The organism is Stenotrophomonas sp. YJH_SMC_27 (assembly GCF_059369815.1).
Map to the genome: position 1 here is coordinate 41152 of NZ_JCAFTA010000020.1, position 23846 is coordinate 64997.

The window sequence follows — 23846 nt, forward strand, 5'->3', positions numbered from 1 at the left end:
GAAGTGCCATCCAAGGTCGGCATCTAGCGCAGGACGTTGAACCGCACCTGCGTCCAGGCGCCGTCGGCTGCCAACGCGGTCAGGGCGTGCGTGCCGGGTTCGGCGAACTCTCGCTGCATCAGCTGCGCGCCGTGGGTCTGTGCAATCCAGCGTCCATCCAGCAGCCACTCCACCGCCTGCTCGCTGCCCAGCGCGCGCAGCTGCAGGCGTACGCCATGTTCCGAATTCGGCGCGCGCGCCAGCGTGGCGCCATCGTTGAGCCCATCGATGTGCAGCGCAACGCTGGCCTCGCGGCCATCATCACGGCAGTCCGGCGACAGCGCCGGGAGCTGCGAGGCTTCGCGCGTGGCCTTGGACAGCCATGGCGACAGCAACGCTGGCCAGCGCGCGATCTCGCGCGCGACTTCTTCGTGCGGCAAGCGGCAATCGGCTGACACGCGCAGACCGGTACGCGCATCGGCAAGGTAGCGCTGCCGACCTGGTTGCCAGCGCCGTGCTTCGCGCTCGGGGAAGGTCGGTGGTGCCGCGCCTTCCAGCAGATAGGCTGGCATCAGCCGCTGGCAGAGCGCAGCAGGCAGGCCTTCGGCACGCTCACCAGTCGGCCAGCAGATGTCTTCCTGGCTGACGCTGGCCGGCATCGGCGCGGCCGCCGAATCACCGCGCTGGCGCGGCAGGCTGTCCACCACCTCGAACATCAGCGGCAGCGCGGTCACCGCGCCGTACTGGCCCGGTAGCGGTGTGCCGTCCGGTCGGCCCACCCACACGCCCACGGTGTAGTGGCGGGTGCTGCCAATCGCCCACGCATCGCGGTACCCGTAGCTGGTGCCGGTCTTCCACGCCACGCGCGGGCGGCCACCGACATCGAACGTCCCGACGCTGTACCCCGGCCGCGGATTCGATTCCAGCATCTCGCGCACGATCCAGCTGGCGCCGGGCGAAGCGAGGCGCCGCTCGATCATCGGTTCGTCATCGGCGTAGCGCACGCGCCCGGCGATGCCGTTGCGGTTGAGCGCGGCGAACGCGCCGACCAGGTCTTCCAACCGCGCGCCGGTGCCGCCCAGGATCAGCGACAGATTGGGCGTACTGCCTGGCGGGAAGCGCAGCTGGATGCCCGCGTGCGACAGACGTGCAGCGAAGCGCGCGGCACCGACCCGCTGCAGCAGGTCCACCGAGGGCACGTTCAGTGACAACCGCAAAGCGCTGGACGCGCCGATCGGCCCGTTGAAGGCCATGTCGAAGTTGCCGGGGCGGTAGCTGCCGAAACTCTGCGGCGCATCCACCAGCAGGCTTTCCGAATGGATCAGGCCATCATCCAGCGCCATCGCATACAGGAACGGCTTGAGCGTGGAGCCCGGCGAGCGCCAGGCCTGCACCATGTCCACGTGGCCGAGCCGCTGGCGGTCGCCGAAGGACAGGGTGCCCACATAGGCACGTGCCTGCAGGGTCTGGTTGTCGACCACCAGCAGGGCGGCCGAGGTGCGTTCTGGCAGCGTCGAGAAGTAGCTGGCCACGCGCTCTTCCAGCGTGCGCTGCAGGCCGATATCAATGCTGCTCTGGATGCGCGCTTTGCCCGGCTGCGCTGAATGCAGTCGCTGCGCCAGCAGTGCCGCATGCAGCGGCGGCCGCAGCGAGCGCGCCACCACGTTCTCGATGCGCGCGTCCTCCACTTCCTCCGGCGTCCACGCACCCAGTTCGGCCATGCGTGACAGCACCTTGTCGCGCGCCTTCTGCGCCGCTTCCGGATGGCGGTCCGGGCGCAGCCGGCTTGGCGCCTGCGGCAGCACCGCCAGCAACGCGGCCTCGGCATGCGACAGCTGCGCCGCCGGCTTGCCCAGGTAGGCCCAGCTGGCCGCTTCCACGCCCTCGATGGTGCCGCCGTAAGGCGCGCGCTCCAGATACAGGGCCAGGATCTGCTGCTTGCTCAGATGCACTTCCAGCTGCACCGCGCGCAGCATCTGCTTGAGTTTGCCCCAGGGCGTGCGCGAGTGCGGGTCGAGAATGCGCGCCACCTGCATGGTCAGGGTCGAACCGCCGGACACGATGCGGCCGCCGCGCAGCAGCTGGCCGCTGGCACGCAGCATCGCCACCGGGTTGATCCCCGGATGGCGCCAGAACCAGCGGTCTTCGTAGGTCAGCAACGCCTGCAGGTACAGCGGCGAGACGCTGTCGATCGAGGCAGGATAACGCCACACGCCCTCGGCATCGGCGAACGCACGCAGTGGCGTGCCGTCGGCGGCCACCACCAGAGTGCTGGTTTCGCGCTGCTTCGGCAGCGGGGGCGGGAAGGCGAAATCCAGCACCAGCAGCAGTGCCAGCGTGGCGGCCATGCCCCAGCGCAGCCACGGCCACAGCGGCCGCCACCGGCGGCGCAGGGCCGCCAGCCGGGTCGTCATCGTGTTCTTCATTGCAGGTTGCCAGCAGGACGGGCCGCGCCGTCGCGGCCCGTCCGCGCGGTCACGGCTGTACCACCGTGATCGTGGTCGGGTTGCTGCGGCCAACGCCACGCAGCTGCGGCCGGTACATGTCCTCCACCAGCGGTGGCGGCACCGAGTAGGTACCCGGGGTCACCGCGCGCACCAGGTAGAACACGTTGGCCTTGCTGCCACGCGAGAGCTTCAGCGCGGCCACATAGCGGTCGTCGCGGAACTCTTCGTGCTTGGTATCGGCCGCTTCACCGCGGTCGCTGATGGTGATGCCATCGACCACCACATCGGCCCACTGCTTGGCGTCGCCCAGGTTGAAGTTCTCGATCTCCAGGCCCGCCGGCAGCAGGTCGGTCAGCAGCGCATCGGGCATCGTGGTGTCGGCGGTGACGGTGACGCGCACGATCAGTGCTTCGCCTTCCTTCAGCGGTCGCGGCGACCACGGTTTGCCATCGGTACCGAAGTAGCTCCGTTCAATACCCAGCACGCTGTTGTCCGGTGCCGGTGCGCTGCGCGGGATGCCGGCCACGTCGATGCTGGCGAACATCGGCGGCTGCCCCTGCGGAGTGAAGCGCACACCGCTGGCCAGCTCACTGGCGCTGAAGTTGCGGCCGAACAGCTTGCGCTCGCCGATGGCTTCGCTGTTGCCACCGATCACCAGTTCACCGGCCACCAGCGCCTTCTGGTTGGCGGCGAGCGCCTTGCCGAGACGTGCAATCGCCACCTGTTCCTGCGTGCTCAGCCACATCCAGCCGGCATTGCGGCGCGCATCCAGGCCACGACCGAGGTCGACCGCGCGCGCGTCCCAGGCCGGCTTGGCCAGCTTGTTCTCGTGGGTCAGCGCGATCATCAGCGCGTCATCGCGGATCGCGCTGCCGTAGTCGCCGAAGTACGACGGGCGCTCGCTGCTGGACTTGGCGAAGGCCGCCGCCAGCGCGGCCTGGCCACGCTTGGCATCGCCCTGCAGCGACAACGCCACGCCCAGATGGACCAGCGACAGGCCGCCCACCGCCTTGCTGCGCTCGTTGTCGTACAGCGTGCGCAGGGTACCGAGCGGTGCACGGTTGACCCGGGCCAGCACGTAGCCCGAATAGGCCTGGTTGGCGAACTTCAGCTTCTCGCGGTCGTCCTGGCCGTAGAACTGGTTGCCGCCGGACAGCAGATCCTCGCTAAGCCGGTTGAGCGCCTTCTGCAGCACGTTGTCGGGCACCGCGAAACCGGCATCCTTGGCGTCGAGCAGGAACTCGGCGATGTACGGGGTCAGCCACGGGTTCACGTAGCCGTCGTCACCCCACATCGAGAAGTTGCCGTTGGCCACCTGCATCGACGCCAGGCGACCGAACGCACCTTCCATGCGCTCGCGACGCGTCTTGGCATCCAGGCCGTCGGCACCGAGCATCGACGACGTCGCCTGGTCCAGGATCAGCGCCGCGTAACCCTTGCTGGTGGTCTGCTCGGCACAGCCATATGGATAATTCAGCGCGCCCTGCAGTGCACTGGCGAACGGAATCGGCGGCAGCGGGCTGACCAGCAGGCGGGCATTGACCGACTCCGACATCAGGCCATCGGTCAGGCTGTTGTCGAGGCTGACCGCCGCCAGCGGATCGAGCGTACGCACCTGCGAACGCAGCACCTGCGGCCACGCCGCACGCACCGGCAGGTCGTAACGGCGATCGGCCTTGAAGCCGTTGCCGTCCACCCGCACCCGCACCTTGGCCACGCTGTGGCCCTCACGCGCGGACAGCGGGAAACTCAGCGTGGTCTTGGCATCGGCATTCAACTGCACGCTGCGGCTGCCCTCACCCAAGTTCAACGGGCCCTCGCTTTCCACCTTCACGTTGAACTGCCCCGGCTTGCCTGTGAAGTTCTGCACGTCCAGGGTCACGGTGCTGCGGTCGCCCGGGGCCAGGACGCGCGGCATGCTGGCTTCGGCCAGGATCGGCGCGCGTACTATGGTTTCCACGTCGCGCTTGCCGTACTGGTCATCGCTGTAGACCAGCGCCGACACCCGCAGGGTGCCGTTGAAATCCGGCACCTTCAGGCGGATGCGGGCATTGCCCTTGGCATCGAGCTGCACCGGGCCGGAGAACAGGTCCACGGTCTGCACGCGCGCGGTCGGGCGCTTGGCCTGCGGCAATGCCTGCAGTGCCATGTCGCCACCGAATTTCAGCTTGCCGCTGCCACCATCGAAGCTCTCGATCACCCGGCTGTAGATGTCATAGGCATCGATGCCGAGGCGACGCTGGGCGAAGAAGTGCGCGCCGGCGTCGGGCACCGGGAAACGGGTGATGTTGAGGATGCCCACGTCCACCGCCGAGACGGTGACGTGCGCCATCTTGCCGGCCAACTGTGGTGCGCTGACCGTCACCGGCAGGTCCTGCTCCGGGCGCATCTGCTTGGGCGCGGCCAGGCCGACGGCCACGGTGCGGCCCTTGCGGTCCATCGGCACATGCACCACACCCACGGCACGGGCCGGAGTGATCTTGCTCGGCGCACTGCCGCCACGGAACACCAGCGCGGTGATGTAGACGTCGTGGCGTTCCCAGTCAGCGGTGACCGGAATCTTGAAGGTCGAACCCGGCTTGGCCTCGATGTCCTGCACGTACAGCATGCGGTCGGTCTCGACCATCAGGATGCCCTTGCCGGCATGCGGCGGGGTCACCGTCACTTCCAGGGTGTCGCCGGCCTTGTAGCCGGTCTTGTCCAGGCCCAGCTTGACCTTGTCCGGGCGCGCGTCCAGGCCGCGGTTGTCATCGCCCCAGCTCCAGCCGGCGCGGAACGGGTAGCGGCTGGTCAGGCCGGTGGACGGATCGAACACGTCCACGCGGTACTCGCCCCACTCCACCGGGAAATCGAAGGCGACCGCGCTGCCGCCGGCATCGACGGTGCGCGTTTCCTTGTTCTCGAAACGGCGGGTGAAGTCGTAGTCCCAGCGGTTGTCGTTGAAGGTCCAGTGGTAGTCGCGCAGCTCGCGCACCAGGGTGATCTTCAGGCCCTTGGCTGGCTGCGGTGTGCCGGCGGCATCCACGCGCATCAGTTCGAAGCGTGCGTTGCCGTTGGAATCAGCACCATCGTCGGGGTTGAACAGCGGCCGCACGCCGACCAGCGCGTTGGCCGGCCACATCACCCGCTTCAGGGTCCGGGTGACCGTGCGGCCACCGGTTTCATACAGGCTGCCGGACAGCACCACGGCGATCGGTGCCTTGGCCTTGGCCGCCTCTTCCGGCAACGCCACATCCTCACGCAGCTGGCCATTGGCCGGCAGCGCGGTATCGATCACGTCCTTGGCCTCGCGCGGCAGCTGCAGGGTCGGGTCACCGAAGAAATAGCCCGGCAGGCCGTCCACCGGCTTCTGTTCGGCGGCCACCGTCATGCGTGCGGTGAAGCGGTTGCCATCGGCCGGTGCGCCATACAGGTAGGCACCATTGGCCTGCAGGCGCAGGTCCTCACCCGGCTTCAGCGTCTTCTGCGCACTGTCCAGGTCCAGCTTCATGCGTTCGGGCAGGAACTCCTCGATGCGCAGGGTCATGCCCTGGATCGCTTCCTTGCTGGCCGGGTCGGTGCGGAACTCGACCTGCCAGCGCCCGGTCGGCGCCTCGGCGGGGATCACCTGCTCGAAATTGATGTAGCCCTGGTCGCCTGGCTGCAGGCGGGTCTCGCGGAACGTCTTGCCGTCGGGCTGCTTCAGGCGCAGGAACACCGGTTGCGCCTTGACCGGCTTGCCATCGTTATCACGCAGCAGCGCGGACAGGCGCACGGTCTCGCCCGGGCGGTACAGGTCGCGGCCGGACCAGGCATAGACATCGAACCATGCGTTGTCGCGGCCGGCCACGGCGAATTCGCTCAGGTCCAGCGCTGGCTGGTTGAACGGCAGGAAGCTGGTGTCCTTGCCGCTGCTGGCGACCAGCACGTGGGTGGCATCCAGGGTGTAGTTCAGCAGCGCATTGCCGTTGCCGTCGGTGCTGCCCTTCAGCACCACCTCGCCCTTGGCGTCGAGCACGCGCAGGTCGATGCCCTTCAGCGGCGCGCCGTCCTTGAGACCGGCGGTATGCACGAACAGCTTGTCCTTGTAGGCGCGGGTGTGCAGGCCGATGTCACTGACCGAGAAGAACGCGGTATCGAATTCGCCCTCATAGTCGCCGGTGCGCTTGAGCAGTGCGAAGTACAGGCCCGGCTCCTGCAGTTCCTTGATGTCCTGGGTCGGCAGGTAGGTCAGCACCCGCTCGTTCTGCTTGCCGCCAAGGATGAAGCGGTTGACGTAGACCGGCTCGGCCAGCTTGTTGATCGGGCTGCGCTCGTAGTCGCTGCTGAGCTCCCAGCTGCCACGGCGGCCACCGCGCTGGTACTGGCTGAAGAAGGTCGGCAGGTCCTTCTCGCGCACGCGCAGAAACTCGACGTCCACTTCCGGCACGTTCACCGAGACCACCGGCAGGCCACGGCTGTCCTTGGCCGGCAGCACGCTGCCCTGCGAGGCGAACCCAACCACCGGCTTCAGCTCGCCGCTGAACACCTTCTGCTTCAGTTCCTTGCCCAGCCGGCTGCCATCGGCGGCCAGCAGGTCCGGCGAGACCACCAGGCTGAATTCCTTGCCGGCCTCGACGAACGGGTAGCGCAGGGTCAGGCCGTCATCGGACAGCGTCCAGCTGCTGTCGTCGGTGCCGACCTTCTCCTCGAAGCGCACCAGCGTGTCGAAATCCTGGGTGCCGACCAGCGGGCGCGAGAACTCCAGCGCCAGCGACAGGCCGTCATTCTTCTGGTCCGGGTAGGCGCGCAGAAGGGTGAATTCCTTCACCTGCTCGGCCTTGGTGGTGATCGCCTCGCCACTGGCCTTGGGCAACTGCCCGCTGTCGTTGCGGCAGCCGGCCAGGCCCAGCAACAGGCCTCCTGCCAGTACCGCCGCCGCCCATCCCCACCGCTTCCGCCGTGCCGGACCGCTCATGTCGTCACTCCTTGATCGAGGTGGCCATTATAGGCAGGCCGCGTCAAGGTGTTGACGCGAATTCGGCAATCGCCCCGGGTGCGGGTGGTGCCGGCCGCTGGCCGGCAACCGGCATGGCAGGTTGGATGGGATTGCCGGCCAGCGGCCGGCACTACCGATCAAACTACCCCGGCAGGTACAGGTCCACGTAGTCGGTCACCGGCATCGCGGCCAGCGCCACCGGGTCCAGTGAAGCGGCCCAGATGCGCTGCTGCTGGGCGGTCGGGAAGCGGTGGGCCAGGTGCCGGCGGAACTTGTCCATCAGCAACGGAATGCCCTCCTCACGTCGGCGCGCGTGGCCCAGCGGGTATTCCACCAGTACCTCGGGCAGCTCAGTACCGTCGCTGAAGCGCACGCTCAGGCCGTTGGCGATGCTGCGCTTGCCCGGGTCCAGGTAATCGGCGCTGAGCTGCGGGTCCTCATTGCAGGCCATCTTCGCGCGCAGCGCATCAATGCGTGGATCGGCAGCAACGTCGTCCTCGTAATCCTCGGCCACCAACCGCCCGTGCAGCAACGCGATGGCGACCATGTACTGCACGCAGTGATCGCGGTCGGCCGGGTTATGCAACGGCCCCTGCTTGTCGATGATACGGATGCAGGCTTCCTGGGTGCGGATGGCGATGTGCGCGATGTCCTCGACCCGCCGTTCCATCGCGCGCAGCTGCTGGTGCAGCGTGACCGCCGCCTCCACTGCAGTCTGGCCGTGGAACTCGGCCGGGTAGCTGATCTTGAACAGCACGTTCTCCATCACATAGCTGCCCAGCGGTCGCCCCAGCGTCAGTGCCTGACCGTGCATGGATACGGCCTCGAAACCCCATGTCGGTGCACTCAATACGCTGGGGTAGCCCATCTCGCCGCTGGCTGCCATCAGCGCCAGACGCACGCCACGACTGGTCGCATCGCCAGCGGCCCAGCTCTTGCGCGAGCCGGTATTGGGCGCGTGACGGTAGGTTCGCAGCGCCTGGCCATCTATCCAGGCCAGCGACACTGCATTGAGCATGCGTTCGCGATCCAGCCCGAGCAGCTGCGAGACCACCGCGGTGGTGGCCACCTTGACCAGCACCACATGGTCCAGCCCGACGCGGTTGAAGGAATTCTGCAGCGCCAGCACGCCCTGGATCTCGTGCGCCTTGATCATCGCAAGCAGCACGTCGTGCACGGTCGGCGGCGGACGACGCAGGGCCTGCGCGTTGCGTCCCAGCCAGTCGCAAACAGCCAGGATGCCGCCGAGATTGTCGGAAGGATGGCCCCACTCGGCAGCCAGCCAGGTGTCGTTGAAATCCAGCCAGCGCACCATTGCGCCGAGGTTGAAGGCGGCCTGCACCGGGTCCAGCACGTAGTGCGTGCCCGGCACGCGCGCGCCGTTGACCACGCTGATGCCCGGCACCAGTGGACCGAGCAGCTTGCTGCAGGCCGGGAAGGCCAGCGCTTCCAGGCCGCAGCCCAGCGTGTCGAGCAGGCAGTAGTGCGCGGTCTGGAAGGCCAGAGGCGAGTCGATGCGGGCGTCGCGTACGTAATCGACGATGTCCACCAGCAGCGCATCCCACGCTGCACGCTCGTTGGATGGGGTGTGGCTGTCGGACATCGTCGATCTCCTCGTTGCGGTGCACGGTTGCCCGTGCACCATGCCAACCAAGGTTGGCATCTACCAAAGCAATCGATCTCTGCGGCCCGGTAGTCGCCAACCTTGGTTGGCGTTTACCAACGCATCACTCGGCCGGCACCCGCACCTTGCCTTCCATCAATACGCGGGCGCTGCGGCTCATGATGGCCTTGGTCACCGTCCACTGGCCGTCAACGAGACCTGCCTCCGCACCCACGCGCAACGTGCCCGAGGGATGACCGAACGTAACCGCTTCGCGTTCGCCGCCACCGGCGGCGCGATTGACCAGCGTGCCCGGAATCGCCGCGGCGGTACCGATCGCTACGGCGGCGGTACCCATCATTGCGTGATGCAGCTTGCCCATCGACAACGCGCGCGCATGCAGGTCGATGGCCGACGCCGGAATCGCCTTGCCACTGGACGACACGTAGTCCTGAGCCGGTGCAACGAATGCCACCTTCGGCGTGTGCTGGCGGGTCGCGGCGTCTTCCAGTTTCGGGATCAGGCCCATGCGCAGCGCGCCGTAAGCACGAATGGCCTCGAATTTCTGCAGAGCCGCCTTGTCTTCGTTGATTGCAGGCTGCAGCTCGGTGCCGGTGTAGCCCAGGTCGGCCGCATTGAGGAAGATGGTCGGAATGCCGGCCGTGATCATGGTCACCTCGAAGCTGCCCACGCCGGGCACCTCCAGGGTATCGACGAGATTGCCGGTCGGGAACATCGCGCCCGCATCGCCGTCATCGGAAGGATCGATGAATTCCAGCTGGATCTCGGCCGCCGGGAAGGTCACGCCATCCAGCTCGAAATCGCCGGTCTCCTGCACTTCGCCATCGCGCATCGGCACGTGGGCGATGATGGTCTTGCCGATGTTGGCCTGCCAGATGCGTACGGTGCACAGGCCATCGCGCGGCACGCGGGCGGGATCGATCAGGCCATTGGCAATCGCGAACGGGCCGACCGCGGTGCTGAGGTTGCCGCAGTTGCCGCTCCAGTCGACGAAGGCGGTGTCGATCGAGACCTGGCCGTACAGGTAGTCCACGTCGTGGTCCGGCACCGAGGCGGTGGAGATGATCACGCACTTGCTGGTGCTGGAGGTGGCGCCGCCCATGCCATCGGTCTGCTTGCCATACGGATCGGGCGAGCCGATCACGCGCATCAGCAGCGCATCGCGTGCGGCACCTGGCACCTGCGCGGCTTCCGGCAGGTCCTGCAGGCGGAAGAACACGCCCTTGCTGGTGCCACCACGCATGTAGGTGGCGGGAATACGGAGTTGCGGGAGGAAGGTCATGGATGTGTTCCTTGCAAAGAAAGACGGCCCGTTGCCGGGCCGTCGGATGTCTTACGCCACCTTGGCGCCTTCCAGGAAGTCCTGGGCGAAGCGCTGCAGCACGCCGCCGGCCTCGTAGATCGCCACTTCCTCGTCGCTGTCCAGGCGGCAGGTGACCGGCACGATCACGTCCTGGCCGTCGCGGCGGTGGATGACCAGGGTCAGCTCGGCACGCGGGGTACGCTCGCCGATCACGTCAAAGGTCTCGGTACCGTCGATGCCCAGGGTCAGGCGGGTGGTGCCCGGCTTGAACTCCAGCGGCAGCACACCCATGCCGATCAGGTTGGTGCGGTGGATGCGTTCAAAGCCTTCGGCCACGATCGCTTCCACACCTGCCAGACGCACGCCCTTGGCGGCCCAGTCACGCGAGCTGCCCTGGCCGTAGTCGGCACCGGCGATGATGATCAGCGGCTGCTTGCGCTCCATGTAGGTCTCGATCGCTTCCCACATGCGCATCACCTTGCCTTCCGGCTCCACGCGCGCCAGCGAACCCTGCTTCACGCTGCCATCGTCGTTGCGCACCATTTCGTTGAACAGCTTCGGGTTGGCGAAGGTGGCGCGCTGTGCGGTCAGGTGGTCACCGCGGTGGGTAGCGTAGGAATTGAAGTCCTCTTCCGGCAGGCCCATCTTCGCCAGGTATTCGCCGGCGGCACTGGACGCCAGGATCGCGTTGGACGGCGACAGGTGATCGGTGGTGATGTTGTCCGGCAGCACCGCCAGCGCCCGCATGCCTGCCAGTGTGCGCTCACCGGCCAGTGCACCCTCCCAGTAGGGCGGGCGGCGGATGTAGGTGCTCTGCGGGCGCCAGTCGTACAGCGGGCTGACTGCGGCACCGTTCTCCACGCGCACGTTGAACATCGGGTTGTAGACCTTGCGGAACTGCTCAGGCTTCACCGAGGCCTTCACCACCGCGTCGATCTCGGCATCGCTCGGCCAGATATCCTTCAGGCGCACCTCGTTGCCATCGGCGTCCACGCCCAGCACGTCCTTCTCGATGTCAAAGCGAACGGTGCCGGCGATGGCATAGGCGATCACCAGCGGCGGCGAGGCCAGGAAGGCCTGCTTGGCGTACGGGTGGATGCGGCCATCGAAATTGCGGTTGCCCGACAGCACGGCCGTGGCGTACAGGTCACGGTCGATGATTTCCTGCTGGATCTTCGGGTCCAGCGCACCGCTCATGCCGTTGCAGGTCGTGCAGGCGAAGGCGACGATGCCGAAACCGAGCTGCTCCAGGTCAGGCAGCAGGCCGGACTCTTCCAGGTACAGCTGCACCGCCTTCGAGCCGGGCGCCAACGAGGACTTCACCCACGGCTTGCGCAGCAGGCCACGTTCGTTGGCCTTGCGCGCCAACAGTGCTGCGGCGATCACGTTGCGCGGGTTGGAGGTGTTGGTGCAGCTGGTGATGGCGGCGATGATCACCGCGCCATCGGGCATCAGGCCCTGTGCCTGCTCGGCCTTGCCCGCTGCCAGCTTGGCCTCGTCGGCGATGCCGCGCTCGGCCAGCTCGGCGGTCGCCACGCGCTTGTGGGGGTTGGACGGGCCTGCCATGTTGCGCACTACGCTGGACAGGTCGAAGCGCAGCACGCGCTCGTACTGCGCGGTGGCCAGGTCGTCAGCCCACAGGCCAGTGGTGCGGGCGTAGTTCTCCACCAGCGCCACCTGCGATTCCTCGCGGCCGGTCAGGCGCAGGTAATCGATGGTCTGCCCGTCGATGTAGAACATCGCGGCGGTCGCGCCGTATTCGGGGCACATGTTGGAGATGGTGGCGCGGTCACCGATGGTCAGTGCCGCCGCCCCCTCGCCGAAGAATTCAAGGTACGCGCCGACCACGCGCTCCCTGCGCAGGAATTCGGTCAGCGCCAGCACCACGTCGGTGGCGGTGATGCCCGGCTGCGGCCTGCCGGTCAGCTCGACGCCGATGATGTCCGGCAGCCGCATCCACGAGGCACGACCGAGCATCACGTTCTCCGCTTCCAGGCCGCCCACACCAATGGCGATCACACCCAGCGCATCCACGTGCGGGGTGTGGCTGTCGGTGCCCACGCAGGTGTCGGGGAAGGCCACGCCGTCCTGCACGTAGATCACCGGCGACATCTTCTCCAGGTTGATCTGGTGCATGATGCCGTTGCCCGGCGGAATCACGTCCACGTTCTGGAACGCCTGCTTGGTCCAGTCGATGAAGTGGAAACGGTCTTCGTTGCGGCGATCCTCGATGGCGCGGTTCTTCTCGAAGGCCTGCGGATCGTAGCCACCGCATTCCACCGCCAGCGAGTGATCGACGATCAACTGCACCGGCACCACCGGATTGACCTTGGCCGGGTCACCGCCCTTGTCAGCGATCGCATCACGCAGGCCGGCCAGGTCCACCAGAGCAGTCTGGCCGAGGATGTCGTGGCACACCACGCGTGCCGGGAACCACGGGAAGTCGAGGTCGCGACGGCGCTCGATCAGCTGCTTCAGCGAATCGCCGAGCGTGGCCGGATCGCAGCGGCGCACCAGGTTCTCGGCCAGCACGCGCGAGGTGTACGGCAGAGTGGCATAGGCGCCGGGCTGGATCGCATCGACGGCGGCGCGCGCGTCGAAATAGTCCAGCGCGCTGCCGGGGAGGTTCTTGCGGTAATCGGTATTCATGGGCTGGCGGAATGCTTGGGGCGGGCCGGGTGCCGGCGGTGCGGCGGCGAAAGCATCCGGCCGGCACGCGGCCGGCCGGATGAGTACAGCAGGTGATCAGACGCGCTTGTCGATGGCGACGAAGTCGCGGTCTTCCGGACCGATGTAATTGGCGCTCGGGCGGATGATCTTGCCGTCGATGCGCTGCTCGATGATGTGCGCGCTCCAGCCGGCGGTGCGGGCGATCACGAACAGCGGGGTGAACATCGCGGTCGGCACGCCCATCATGTGGTAGCTGACCGCACTGAACCAGTCCAGGTTCGGGAACATCTTCTTGATGTCCCACATCACCGATTCCAGGCGCTCGGCGATGTCGTACATCTTCATGCTCGACTGCTCTTCGGACAGCTCGCGGGCCACGTCCTTGATCACCTTGTTGCGCGGATCGGACACGGTATAGACCGGGTGGCCGAAGCCGATCACCACTTCCTTGCGCTCGACGCGGGCCTTGATGTCTTCCTCGGCTTCATCCGGGTTGTCGTAGCGCTTCTGCACTTCGAACGCCACTTCATTGGCACCGCCATGCTTGGGACCGCGCAGCGCGCCGATGCCACCGCAGATCGCGCTGTACATGTCGCTGCCGGTGCCGGCGATGACGCGGCAGGTGAACGTCGAGGCGTTGAACTCGTGCTCGGCGTACAGGATCAGCGAGGTGTGCATCGCCTTCACCCACGAGTCCTGCGGCTTCTCGCCGTGCAGCAGGTGCAGGAAGTGGCCACCGATCGAGTCATCGTCGGTCTCCACGTCGATGGCACGGCCGTTGTGGCTCCAGTGGTACCAGTACAGCAGCATCGAGCCGAGGCAGGCCATCAGCTTGTCGGCAATGTCGCGCGCGCCCGGGTGGTTGTGGTCGTCCTTCTCCGGCGCCACGCAGCCGAGCACGGAGACACCAGTGCGCATCACGTCCATCGGGTGTGCCGACGGCGGCAGTTCTTCCAGCGCGGCCTTCACCGCGGCCGGAATGCCACGCAGCGACTTCAGCTTGGCCTTGTACGAAACCAGCTCGGCGCGGGTCGGCAGCTTGCCGTGCACCAGCAGGTAGGCGATTTCCTCGAATTCGCTGGTGTTGGCCAGGTCCAGGATGTCATAGCCACGGTAGTGCAGGTCGTTGCCGCTGCGGCCCACGCTGCACAGCGCGGTGTTGCCGGCAGCGGTGCCGGACAGGGCGACGGACTTCTTCGGCTTGAAGGTGGGGGTTGCGGTCGTATCGTTCATGTTTCCCTCCGAAACTTGATGGTGCAGGGTACTGCTTATTTCTTGGCGGCGAACAGCGCATCGAGCTGCTGCTCGAAGGCGTGATAGCCGATGCGGTCGTACAGCTCTTCGCGGGTCTGCATGGTCTCCACCACGTTGCGCTGATGGCCATCGCGGCGCACCGCCTGGTACACGTTCTCGGCCGCCTTGTTGGCCGCGCGGAACGCCGACAGCGGGAACAGCTGGATGGCGACGCCGGCCGAGGCCAGTTCATCGCGACTGAACAGCGGGGTGGCACCGAATTCGGTGATGTTGGCCAGCACCGGCACCTTCACCGCATCCACGAAGCGGCGGTAGGTGTCCAGATCGTAGGCGGCCTCGGCGAAGATGCCGTCGGCACCGGCCTCGACGCAGGCGATGGCGCGCTCGATCGCCTTGTCCACGCCGTCCACCTGGATGGCATCGGTACGCGCGATCAGGAAGAAGTCCGGATCGGTCTTGGCATCGGCAGCGGCCTTCACACGGTCCACCATTTCGCCCTGCGAGACGATTTCCTTGCCCGGACGGTGACCGCAGCGCTTGGCGCCAACCTGGTCTTCGATGTGGCAGGCGGCCGCGCCTGCCTTGATCAGCGACTTCACGGTGCGCGCGATGTTGAACGCACTCGGGCCGAAGCCGGTGTCGATGTCGACCATCAGCGGCAGGTCGCAGACATCGGTGATGCGGCGCACGTCCACCAGCACGTCTTCCAGGGTGTTGATGCCCAGGTCCGGCAGGCCCAGCGAGCCGGCGGCAACACCGCCACCAGACAGGTAGATGGCGCGGAAGCCGGCGCGCTTGGCCAGCAGGGCGTGGTTGGCGTTGATCGCGCCGATCACCTGCAAGGGCGATTCGGCAGCCAGCGCCTCACGGAAGCGGGCACCGGCGGAGAAAGGGGCGGAAGCGGTCATGCGGCGATCCAGGTTGAAGTACGGGACAGAGGGCGCAAGCCCCGTGCCAAGCTGCAAGCCTTTGATTTCACAGACATGACCACCCCGCAACAGTGAAACATATGAAACATTGAAACGGATGTATCATGAAACATTCCGACCAATTGCTGCCGTCATGTACCTGCCCCGCACCCCGCTGCGCCACGCCGATGCCGACCCCGGCCGTCCGGTGATCTGGACCGTCAGCGTTTCGCGCCTGACCGGCCTGCTCGGCGACGTCATCCCCGAGTTCGACCGCCGTGCGCGCATCGAGCAGATCAACCTCGGCTTCGAGGAAGCCGTGGACGTGATCGGCAAACGGCTGCGCCGTGAGCATTGCGACGTAGTGATCGCCGGCGGCTCCAATGCCGCCTGGCTACGCGGGCGGCTGGAGCTGCCACTGGTGCCGATCCAGGCCAACGGCTTCGACCTGATGGAAGCGCTGGCCCGTGCCCGCCGCATAGCCAGCCGCATCGGCCTGGTCACCCACGCCAGCGACGTGCCGGTGTTCAGCAACTTCCAGCAGAGTTTCGGCCTGGATATCGAGCATCGCCGCTTCGTCACCCGCGAGGACGCGCGCGACTGCATCGCCGACCTGCGCGCCAACGGCATCGAGGTGATCGTCGGTACCGGCATGGCCATCGACCACGCCGAACAGGCCGGCTTGCCCGGCGTGCTGCTGTACTCCGCCGATTCGGTACGGCAGGCGTTCGAACACGCACTGGAGCTGACCCAGGCCTTGGCCCGCTCCGGTGGCAACCGCGCTGCCCCGCGCCCGCGCCCTGCAGCGCGTGCAGACGCGCCTGAACTGCTCGGCGACAGCGAGGCCATGGCACAGGTGCGCGCACAGATCGCGCTGTACGCCCCACATGACAGCACCGTACTGGTCACCGGCGAAACCGGCACCGGCAAGGAACTGGTCGCGCGCCAGCTGCACGCCGCCAGCGGTCGTCGCGGACGCTTCGTGGCGCTGAACTGCGGCGCGATCAGCGAATCGCTGCTGGAAGCGGAGCTGTTTGGCTACAGCGATGGCGCCTTCACCGGCGCACGTCGTGGCGGCCGCGTTGGCCTGGTCGAGGCCGCAGACGGCGGCACGCTGTTCCTGGATGAAATTGGTGAACTACCCCTGCCGCTGCAGACCCGCCTGCTGCGCGTGCTGGAAGAACGCGAGGTGCTGCGTGTCGGTGCCACCGAACCGACGCCGGTCGACCTGCGCGTGGTGGCCGCCACCCTGCAGTCGCTGGAGCAGCGCGCGGCGACCGGTAGTTTCCGTCGCGACCTCTACTACCGCCTGGCCGCGCTGCGGATTGCCCTGCCCTCGCTGCGGGCGAGGCGTTCGGACATCCCGCTGCTGGCACACCACTTCTTCCGCCAGCTGCGTGGCATCGACGCGCCATTGGATGAGGATGCACTGGCGGCGCTGAGCGCAGCCCAGTGGCCCGGAAACGTGCGCGAACTGCGCAATCTGGTGGATCGACTACGCATCCACTGGCAACCCGGTGAAGGGCTGATTGATGCCGCGCGACTGCTGCAGCTGGCGCCTGAGCTGGTTAAGGAAGGCGTCGCGGCACTGCCAGTGGAAAGCAACGGCAAGCGACCGCCGCGTGCGCAGCTGGAGGCGCTGCTGCAGGAACACCGCAATGACCGCGAAGGCATGGCACAGGCGCTGGGCGTCTCACGCACCACGCTGTGGCGGTGGCTGCGTGCGGAAGGTTTGTAGAGCCGAGCCCATGCTCGGCTGCTTCTGCAGGGACAACAGCCGAGCATGGGCTCGGCTCTACAGCAGCCCGGCACCGCCCTGACTTACGGATACAGCAGGCGCTTGCTCCAGCGCCCTTCGGCGCCGGCTTCATAGCACCAGCGTTCGTGCAGGCGGAACTGCGCGCCGTACCAGAACTCGATGCGGTCAGGCACCACGCGCAGGCCGCTCCAGCCGTCGGGGCGCGGCACGTCCTTGCCTTCGAAGCGCGCTTCGACCTCGGCCACGCGCGCATCGAATTCCTCGCGCGTTGCCAGCGTCTTCGACTGCTGCGAGGCCCACGCGCCGATCTGGCTCATGCGCGGGCGGCTGGCGAAATAGGCGTCGGCCTCAGCATCGGCGACCTGCTCGACACGGCCCTCGATGCGTACCTGGATGCCGGCCTCGCGCAGGCTGCGCCACAGGAACAACAGCGCGGCCTGCGGATTGGCCTGCAGCTCACGGCCCTTGTGGCTGTCCAGGTGGGTATAGAAGACGAAGCCGCGCTCGTCGAAGGCCTTCAGCAGCACGGTGCGCGCCGAGGGACGGCCCTGCGTATCGGCGGTCGCCACCGTCATCGCGTTCGGCTCGACCTCGCGGCTCTGCCTGGCCTCTTCGAACAGGGCGGCAAACGTGGACAGGGCTTCTGCGTACAGGTCGCTCATGATTGCGTTCTTCTCACACGGATTGGGCTATTGTGGCTGCATGGCCGCTGCTGCGTATATGCCCCAGGTGAAAGGATTCCCCGAAACATTGGCCGAACAGGTGCTGGACGATGCACTGGGCAGCGGCGCAGCAGTTCCAGTATTGGCGATCAGCGGCCTGCAGGGGAGCGGCAAATCGACGCTGGCCGCGCAGGTGGTGGCCCGCGCCCAGTCGCGCGGCCTGAACGCAGCCACGCTGTCCATCGATGATGTCTACCTCACCCGCGCACAGCGCCAACGGCTGGCCCGCCAGGTGCATCCGCTGCTGATCACGCGCGGCCCGCCGGGCACCCACGACCTGACGCTGGCCCACGCGGTGCTCGACGCCGTAACCGCACGCCAGCCTTTGGCGATGCCCCGCTTCGACAAGCTGGCCGACGAACGCGTGCACGAAGCGCAATGGCCGCGTATCGAGCAGCCCCTCGACCTGCTGGTGTTCGAAGGCTGGTTCCTGGGCACGCCGGCGCAGGATGACGCCGCGCTGGACAGCCCGTTGAACGCACTGGAGCGCGAAGCCGACGCCGATGGTCGCTGGCGGCGCTGGTGCAACCAGGTGCTGGCCCGCGACTACCCGGCGCTGTGGCAGCGCTGCGACCGCCTGTGGTTCCTGCAGCCGCCGGATTTCTCGGTGGTACCGCGCTGGCGCTGGCAGCAGGAGCAGAACCTGCAGGCCGCGCAGCCGGGCCGGCACGGCATGAGCCGGCCACAGCTGGAGCGCTTCGTGCAGTACTACGAGCGGGTCAGCCGCCAGGCGCTGCATGCCCTGCCCGCCCTGGCCGACCACGTGGTGGTGCTGGACGGCCAGCGACAGGTGCAGGACGTGCGCTGAGCGCGCCTATTCCACCAGGAAGGTCACCCGCAGGTTGACCCGCCATTCGGTGATTTCGCCGCTGCCATTGGTCACCACCTTGGTCTCGTTCACCCAGGCGCCCTGGATGCCCTTGACCGTCTCGGAGACCTTCTTCAGACCGCTGCGCACGGCGTCCTCCACGCTCTTCGGCGAGGAGGCGGTGATTTCGATGACCTTGGCGACCGTCATGGCCTGTACTCCGGTTGGCGCGGGAAACCCCGCAGGAACGCCTACCCTGACGTGAAGGACGTAAAGGCCGGGGCACGGAGGTGTTAGCATCAGAGGGCATGAATCCTGCTCCGAACCTGATCCTGATCGGCCCGATGGGCGCCGGCAAAACCTGCATCGGCCGCCGCCTGGCCGAGCGCTTCACGCTGGACTTCGTCGATGTCGACCAGGCCATCGTCGACGCCGCCGGCGCCAGCATCCCGACCATTTTCGAGCACGCCGGCGAAGCCGGCTTCCGCCACCATGAACGCCAGGCCCTGGCCCGTGTGCTGGAAGGCCGCGGCCAACTGGTCTCCACCGGCGGCGGAGCGGTGCTGGATCCGGACAACCGCGCATTGATTGCCCGGCGCGGCTTCGTGGTCTACCTGCGGGTCGGCGTGGCCGCGCAGCTGGAACGCCTGGCCCGCGACAAGGGCCGGCCGCTGCTGCAGCGCCCGGACCGCGAGCAGGTGCTGCATGATCTGGCCGCACAGCGCGACCCGCTGTACCGAGAACTGGCCGACCTCACGCTCGATACCGACCCGTATACCGCTGCCGACGCGACTGCCCAACTGGTAGTCAAGCTGGCCACGCAATGGCAGCGCCAGGACATGACCACATGACTTCCCCCGCCCTGCTGCAGGTCGCCGTTGGCGGCGATCGCCCCTACTCCATCACCATCGGCGCCGGTGCCCTGGCCGATGGCGCTGCACTGGTTTCACACGTGCGCGGCCGCCATGTGCTGCTGCTCAGCGACAGCAAAGTGGCTCCGCGCTATCTGGCGTCGGCCAAGCAGACGCTGTTGGCCGCACGCCCCGACCTGATCGTCGGCGAGCACGTGCTGGCCGCCGGCGAAGCCTCCAAGACGCTGGCCGAATTCGGCCGTGCGATCGAAGCGCTGGCTGCGCTCGGCGCCACCCGCGATGCCTGCGTGTTCGCGCTGGGCGGCGGCGTGGTCGGTGATCTCGCCGGCTTCGCCGCGGCCTGCTGGATGCGGGGCGTGGACTGCGTGCAGCTGCCCACCACCCTGCTGGCGATGGTCGATTCGTCAGTCGGTGGCAAGACCGCGGTCGACATTCCCGCCGGCAAGAACCTGGTCGGCGCCTTCCATCCACCGCGCGCGGTCATCGCCGATACCCGCGTACTGGCCACCCTGCCGCCGCGCGAGCTGCGTGCGGGCCTGGCCGAAGTGGTGAAGTACGGCGCGCTGGGTGATGCCGTGTTCTTCGAATGGCTGCAGCAGCATGCCGATGCGCTGCTGGCCGGCGAGGATGCTTCTCTGGCCGAAGCCATCGCGCGCAGCTGCCGGCACAAGGCCGCCATCGTCGAGCGCGATCCGTTCGAGAAGGGCGAACGTGCCCTGCTCAACCTCGGCCACACCTTCGGCCATGCCATCGAAACCGAGCAGGGCTACTCCGCGCCCGGCCGCGATGCGCTGAACCATGGCGAGGCAGTAGCGGTGGGCATGGTGCTGGCGGCGAAGCTGTCCACCGAGCTGGGCCTGGCCGACGATGCCGACCGCGTGCGCCTGCAGGCGTTGCTGGAACGCCTGGGCCTGCCGGTGGCAATCCCGGCCGGGCTCGACCCGCAGGCCCTGCTCGGCCGCATGCGCCTGGACAAGAAGAACGTGGCCGGCCGCCTGCGCCTGGTGCTGTGGCGCGGTATGGGGCGTGCCGAAGTGGTGCCGGACGTGGATGAGGCGGCGGTGCTGAAGGTGCTGTCGGGCCGGTAGAGCCGGCCGCTGGCCGGCTTGTCCGCTCATGAGGTTGCCGGCCAGCGGCCGGCTCTGCCGGGATGCGCGGGAGGATTGCCAGCCAGCAGCCGGCACGACCGGGCTGCGCGGCAGGATTGCCGGCCAGCGGCCGGCACGGCCGCGTTGCGGCCGGGGTCACTCTGGCCCCGCTACAATCGTCGGCATGCACGTCTACCTGCAACATCCCGACGCCGGCGCGCAGGCACCGCGCTTCCTGCGCCTGAGCCTGCAGCCGGACCTGTTCGGCGGCTGGGAACTGTTGCGCGAGAGCGGTCGCGTCGGTGGCCGCTCGCAGCTGCGGCGCGAGCTGTTCCTGCAGGCCGACGAAGCCCGCCATGCCTTCGAGAAGGCCCGCGATGCCGAACTGCATCGCGGTTTCCAGATCCTCTCGCACGGCGACTGACGCCGCTGCCAACTTTCGTCCAAGGAATGCCCATCGTGACCAGCCCTCTCCGCAACGATCGCCTGCTGCGCGCCCTGCGCCGCGAACCGGTGGACTGCACCCCTGTCTGGCTGATGCGCCAGGCCGGCCGCTACCTGCCGGAGTACCGCGCGACCCGGGCCAAGGCCGGCAGCTTCCTGGCCATGGCCAAGACCCCGGAGATTGCCTGCGAAGTCACCCTGCAGCCGCTGCGCCGCTTCCCGCTGGATGCGGCCATCCTGTTCTCGGACATCCTCACCATTCCCGATGCGATGGGCCTGGAGCTGTACTTCGTCGAAGGCGAAGGCCCGAAGTTCCGGCACCCGGTGCGCGACGAAGCCGCCATCGCCCGGCTGGCGGTGCCGGACATGGAACAGGACCTGGGCTACGTGATGGATGCGGTACGGCTGATCCGCCGCGAACTGGACGGCCAGGTGCCGCTGATCGGCTTCTCCGGCAGCCCGTGGACACTGGCCTGCTACATGGTGGAAGGCGGTGGCAGCAAGGACTTTGCGCGCATCAAGGCCATGGCACTGAACCACCCGCAGGCCCTGCACCGCCTGCTGGAGGTCACCACCGACGCCGTGATCGCCTATCTCGGCGCGCAGCGCGCGGCCGGTGCACAGGCGCTGCAGGTGTTCGACACCTGGGGTGGCGTACTGTCGCCGTCGATGTACCGCGAGTTCTCGCTGCGCTACCTGCAGCGCATCGCCGAGGAGCTGGAGCGCGGCGAAGGCAGCGAGCGCACGCCGCTGATCCTGTTCGGCAAAGGCACCGGCCTGCACCTGGAAGCGCTGTCGCACACCGGTGCCGATGCGCTGGGCCTGGACTGGACGCTGGACCTGGACGAGGCACTGCGCCGCACTGGTGGCCGCGTCGCCCTGCAGGGCAACCTCGACCCGACCACGCTGTACGCCTCGCCGGATGCGATCGCCGCGGCCGCCGCACGCGTGCTCGACACCTATGCCGCCGGCAACGGCGGCTCGCGCGAGGGCCATGTGTTCAACCTTGGCCACGGCATGTCGCCGGACATGGACCCGGCACACGTCCAGGTGCTGGTCGACGCGGTGCACGCGCACAGCCAGCGCTGAGCATTCCGCAGGCCATCACGGCGCGACCTTGATCGCGCCGTGACCCGCAGTGCGCGATCATGGCGGCCCCCACGCTGCACCGGCCGCACGCCATGCCTACATCGTCATCGACCTACAACCGCCACCGTCCCCTGCTGTGGCTGGTGTCCCTGGCGATCTTCATGCAGATGCTGGACTCGACCATCGTCAACACGGCGTTGCCGGCGATGGCGGCCAGCCTGGGCGAGAGCCCGCTGCAGATGCAGTCGGTGGTGTTCAGCTATGCGCTGGCGGTGGCCACCTTCATTCCCGCCTCGGGCTGGATTGCCGACCGCTATGGCACCCGGCGCACCTTCCTGGTGGCGATCATCCTGTTCACCCTCGGCTCGCTGGCCTGCGCGTTGGCCCAGCACCTGCACCAGCTGGTCGGTGCGCGCGTGCTGCAGGGCATCGGCGGTGCGATGCTGCTGCCGGTCGGCCGGCTGGCGGTGATGCGGTCGGTGCCACGCGAGGATTTCCTGCGCGCGATGAGCTTCATCGCCATCCCCGCGCTGGTTGGCCCGCTGATCGGCCCCACGCTGGGCGGCTGGCTGGTCGAGATCGCCTCATGGCACTGGGTGTTCCTGATCAACCTGCCGATCGGCGTGATCGGTTTCATCGCCGCGATGAAGATCATGCCCGACCACTACGCCAGCCATCGCACCCGCTTCGACCTGCGTGGCTACATCATGCTGGCCTTCGCGATGGTGGTGCTGTCGCTGGCGCTGGACGGCATCTCCGGCCTGGGTACGCCACATGCGCTGGTGATGCTGATGACCGTGGCCGGCCTGGCTGCGCTGGTGGGTTACTGGCTGCACGCCGCCAACTCCACCGCGCCGTTGTTCTCGCTGGCCCTGTTCCGCGTGCCCAGCTACCGCATCGGCATCCTCGGCAACCTGTTCTCGCGCATCGGCAGCAGCGCCATGCCGATGCTGATCCCGTTGCTGTTGCAGGTCGGCCTGGGCCTGGGCCCGATGAACGCCGGCCTGATGATGGTGCCGGTGGCGGCGGCCGGCATGGTGTCGAAGAAGCTGGCGGTAAAGCTGGTCGAGCGCTACGGCTACCGCCGCGTACTGATGGTCAACACCGTGCTGGTGGGCCTGGCGATGGCCAGCTTCATCCTGATGACACCGGGCCAGCACCTGGCCTGGCGCCTGCTGCAGCTGGCGTTCTTCGGTGCGGTCAATTCGCTGCAGTTCACCGTGATGAACACCGTAACCCTGCGCGACCTGGACCGCGAGTTCGCCAGTTCCGGCAACAGCCTGCTGTCGATGGTGATGATGCTCGCCGCCGGTTTCGGTGCTGCGGCGGCCGGCAGCCTGCTGGCCGCGTTCGGCAACCACCTGGACAGCAACAGCGCGACCGCCGCGCTGCATGCCACGTTCCTTTGTGTGGGCGCGATCACCCTGACCTCGACGATGATCTTCTGGCAGCTGCCGGATACCAAGCCGGAGCCACGGCAGGTCGAGCACGTCGCGGAGTGAGGGTGGTTCGGCAGGGCCTGCGGCCCTGCACCCGCGGTAGTGCCGGCCGCTGGCCGGCAACAGCAACAGCCAAAGCGGCATTCCGTGGGTTGGCGGGGCGGTGTCGCAGCGCGGGGACGCCGCAAGTACGTCCCTGTAGGCTTGGCAGCCGCATCCATGCGGCTGACACCCCGCACTGCGACACCGCCCCACCTCTGACAGATTTTCGCGATCGGGTAGATCCACGCCGTGCGTGGATGAGCGACCATTGAAATCGAACATTTCGATATCTGTGAGATTTGAGCCGAGCATGGCTTGTATGTTCCTCCCGGCTCCTACGCGGTATGTAGGAGCCAGGGTGGAGGGACCGTCAACATGATATCTGCGGATAGCAGCCGACAGACGAGCCGAGCGATCCCCATCCCGCACCTTAACGTCGAT

Annotated in this window: 16 protein-coding genes; 7 read left to right on the forward strand and 9 right to left on the reverse strand. The window is 67.4% G+C overall.

All coding sequences use genetic code 11. The features are described from left to right. Positions 1–23 precede the first annotated feature (23 nt). The 7 genes from pbpC to prpB all read right to left on the reverse strand — a co-directional run bounded on the left by pbpC (position 24) and on the right by prpB (position 15142). Complete coding sequence (pbpC, locus tag AC5P7R_RS20775; RefSeq protein ID WP_478435946.1) at positions 24–2405, reverse strand: penicillin-binding protein 1C; 2382 nt, start codon at positions 2403–2405, stop codon at positions 24–26. Between the two features lie 49 nt (positions 2406–2454). Next, the gene (locus AC5P7R_RS20780) at positions 2455–7362 is read right to left on the reverse strand and encodes an alpha-2-macroglobulin family protein (RefSeq protein WP_495214162.1); all 4908 of its coding nucleotides are present in this window, start codon (positions 7360–7362) and stop codon (positions 2455–2457) included. Positions 7363–7525: 163 nt separating this feature from the next. Beyond that, positions 7526–8986 carry a bifunctional 2-methylcitrate dehydratase/aconitate hydratase gene (locus AC5P7R_RS20785; protein ID WP_021204422.1) on the reverse strand — a complete coding sequence of 487 codons (1461 nt, stop codon included), beginning with the start codon at positions 8984–8986 and terminating at the stop codon, positions 7526–7528. A gap of 124 nt (positions 8987–9110) precedes the next feature. Beyond that, on the reverse strand, positions 9111–10289 hold the full coding sequence (gene prpF / locus AC5P7R_RS20790; RefSeq protein WP_227854357.1) for a 2-methylaconitate cis-trans isomerase PrpF: 1179 nt from the start codon (positions 10287–10289) through the stop codon (positions 9111–9113). 51 nt (positions 10290–10340) lie between these two features. Continuing rightward, complete coding sequence (gene acnD, locus AC5P7R_RS20795; RefSeq protein ID WP_021204424.1) at positions 10341–12959, reverse strand: Fe/S-dependent 2-methylisocitrate dehydratase AcnD; 2619 nt, start codon at positions 12957–12959, stop codon at positions 10341–10343. A gap of 96 nt (positions 12960–13055) precedes the next feature. Continuing rightward, a complete protein-coding gene (prpC, locus tag AC5P7R_RS20800; protein WP_005418357.1) occupies positions 13056–14213 on the reverse strand; it encodes a bifunctional 2-methylcitrate synthase/citrate synthase in 1158 nt (385 codons plus the stop codon). Positions 14214–14248: 35 nt separating this feature from the next. Next, positions 14249–15142 carry a methylisocitrate lyase gene (gene prpB, locus AC5P7R_RS20805; RefSeq protein ID WP_005418360.1) on the reverse strand — a complete coding sequence of 298 codons (894 nt, stop codon included), beginning with the start codon at positions 15140–15142 and terminating at the stop codon, positions 14249–14251. 154 nt (positions 15143–15296) lie between these two features. Here prpB and prpR point away from each other — a divergent pair, with 154 nt between their 5' ends. Then, positions 15297–16880, forward strand: a complete 1584-nt coding sequence (gene prpR / locus AC5P7R_RS20810; RefSeq protein ID WP_031270801.1) for a propionate catabolism operon regulatory protein PrpR — start codon at positions 15297–15299, stop codon at positions 16878–16880. Between the two features lie 83 nt (positions 16881–16963). Here the strand turns inward: prpR and pdxH are convergent, their stop codons facing one another. Next, positions 16964–17563, reverse strand: a complete 600-nt coding sequence (gene pdxH / locus AC5P7R_RS20815) for a pyridoxamine 5'-phosphate oxidase (RefSeq protein ID WP_019660049.1) — start codon at positions 17561–17563, stop codon at positions 16964–16966. A gap of 40 nt (positions 17564–17603) precedes the next feature. Here pdxH and AC5P7R_RS20820 point away from each other — a divergent pair, with 40 nt between their 5' ends. Beyond that, complete coding sequence (locus tag AC5P7R_RS20820) at positions 17604–18431, forward strand: D-glycerate 3-kinase (RefSeq protein ID WP_021204427.1); 828 nt, start codon at positions 17604–17606, stop codon at positions 18429–18431. Between the two features lie 6 nt (positions 18432–18437). Here the strand turns inward: AC5P7R_RS20820 and AC5P7R_RS20825 are convergent, their stop codons facing one another. Beyond that, positions 18438–18641, reverse strand: coding sequence for a dodecin family protein (locus AC5P7R_RS20825; protein WP_005410663.1), 204 nt, complete (start codon positions 18639–18641; stop codon positions 18438–18440). Between the two features lie 98 nt (positions 18642–18739). Between AC5P7R_RS20825 and AC5P7R_RS20830 the strand changes: the two genes are divergently transcribed. The 5 genes from AC5P7R_RS20830 (at position 18740) to mdtD (ending at position 23426) form a co-directional block, all read left to right on the forward strand. Then, a complete protein-coding gene (locus AC5P7R_RS20830; RefSeq protein ID WP_111102331.1) occupies positions 18740–19282 on the forward strand; it encodes a shikimate kinase in 543 nt (180 codons plus the stop codon). Further along, complete coding sequence (gene aroB / locus AC5P7R_RS20835; protein ID WP_227854354.1) at positions 19279–20391, forward strand: 3-dehydroquinate synthase; 1113 nt, start codon at positions 19279–19281, stop codon at positions 20389–20391. The genes AC5P7R_RS20830 and aroB overlap by 4 nt, the downstream gene beginning before the upstream one ends. Positions 20392–20575: 184 nt before the next feature. Next, positions 20576–20815 carry a WGR domain-containing protein gene (locus AC5P7R_RS20840; protein ID WP_019660053.1) on the forward strand — a complete coding sequence of 80 codons (240 nt, stop codon included), beginning with the start codon at positions 20576–20578 and terminating at the stop codon, positions 20813–20815. A 26-nt stretch (positions 20816–20841) separates the two neighbouring features. Next, the gene (hemE, locus tag AC5P7R_RS20845; RefSeq protein WP_049468774.1) at positions 20842–21924 is read left to right on the forward strand and encodes a uroporphyrinogen decarboxylase; all 1083 of its coding nucleotides are present in this window, start codon (positions 20842–20844) and stop codon (positions 21922–21924) included. A gap of 92 nt (positions 21925–22016) precedes the next feature. Further along, a complete protein-coding gene (gene mdtD / locus AC5P7R_RS20850; RefSeq protein ID WP_103282599.1) occupies positions 22017–23426 on the forward strand; it encodes a multidrug transporter subunit MdtD in 1410 nt (469 codons plus the stop codon). Positions 23427–23846 lie beyond the last annotated feature (420 nt).

Bases quoted from the DNA above. Each gene is read 5' to 3' on its own strand.
- pbpC (WP_478435946.1), bottom strand. From the start codon at position 2,405: ATGAAGAACACGATGACGACCCGGCTGGCGGCCCTGCGCCGCCGGTGG.
- AC5P7R_RS20780 (WP_495214162.1), bottom strand. From the start codon at position 7,362: ATGAGCGGTCCGGCACGGCGGAAGCGGTGGGGATGGGCGGCGGCGGTA.
- AC5P7R_RS20785 (WP_021204422.1), bottom strand. From the start codon at position 8,986: ATGTCCGACAGCCACACCCCATCCAACGAGCGTGCAGCGTGGGATGCG.
- prpF (WP_227854357.1), bottom strand. From the start codon at position 10,289: ATGACCTTCCTCCCGCAACTCCGTATTCCCGCCACCTACATGCGTGGT.
- acnD (WP_021204424.1), bottom strand. From the start codon at position 12,959: ATGAATACCGATTACCGCAAGAACCTCCCCGGCAGCGCGCTGGACTAT.
- prpC (WP_005418357.1), bottom strand. From the start codon at position 14,213: ATGAACGATACGACCGCAACCCCCACCTTCAAGCCGAAGAAGTCCGTC.
- prpB (WP_005418360.1), bottom strand. From the start codon at position 15,142: ATGACCGCTTCCGCCCCTTTCTCCGCCGGTGCCCGCTTCCGTGAGGCG.
- prpR (WP_031270801.1), top strand. From the start codon at position 15,297: ATGTACCTGCCCCGCACCCCGCTGCGCCACGCCGATGCCGACCCCGGC.
- pdxH (WP_019660049.1), bottom strand. From the start codon at position 17,563: ATGAGCGACCTGTACGCAGAAGCCCTGTCCACGTTTGCCGCCCTGTTC.
- AC5P7R_RS20820 (WP_021204427.1), top strand. From the start codon at position 17,604: ATGGCCGCTGCTGCGTATATGCCCCAGGTGAAAGGATTCCCCGAAACA.
- AC5P7R_RS20825 (WP_005410663.1), bottom strand. From the start codon at position 18,641: ATGACGGTCGCCAAGGTCATCGAAATCACCGCCTCCTCGCCGAAGAGC.
- AC5P7R_RS20830 (WP_111102331.1), top strand. From the start codon at position 18,740: ATGAATCCTGCTCCGAACCTGATCCTGATCGGCCCGATGGGCGCCGGC.
- aroB (WP_227854354.1), top strand. From the start codon at position 19,279: ATGACTTCCCCCGCCCTGCTGCAGGTCGCCGTTGGCGGCGATCGCCCC.
- AC5P7R_RS20840 (WP_019660053.1), top strand. From the start codon at position 20,576: ATGCACGTCTACCTGCAACATCCCGACGCCGGCGCGCAGGCACCGCGC.
- hemE (WP_049468774.1), top strand. From the start codon at position 20,842: ATGCCCATCGTGACCAGCCCTCTCCGCAACGATCGCCTGCTGCGCGCC.
- mdtD (WP_103282599.1), top strand. From the start codon at position 22,017: ATGCCTACATCGTCATCGACCTACAACCGCCACCGTCCCCTGCTGTGG.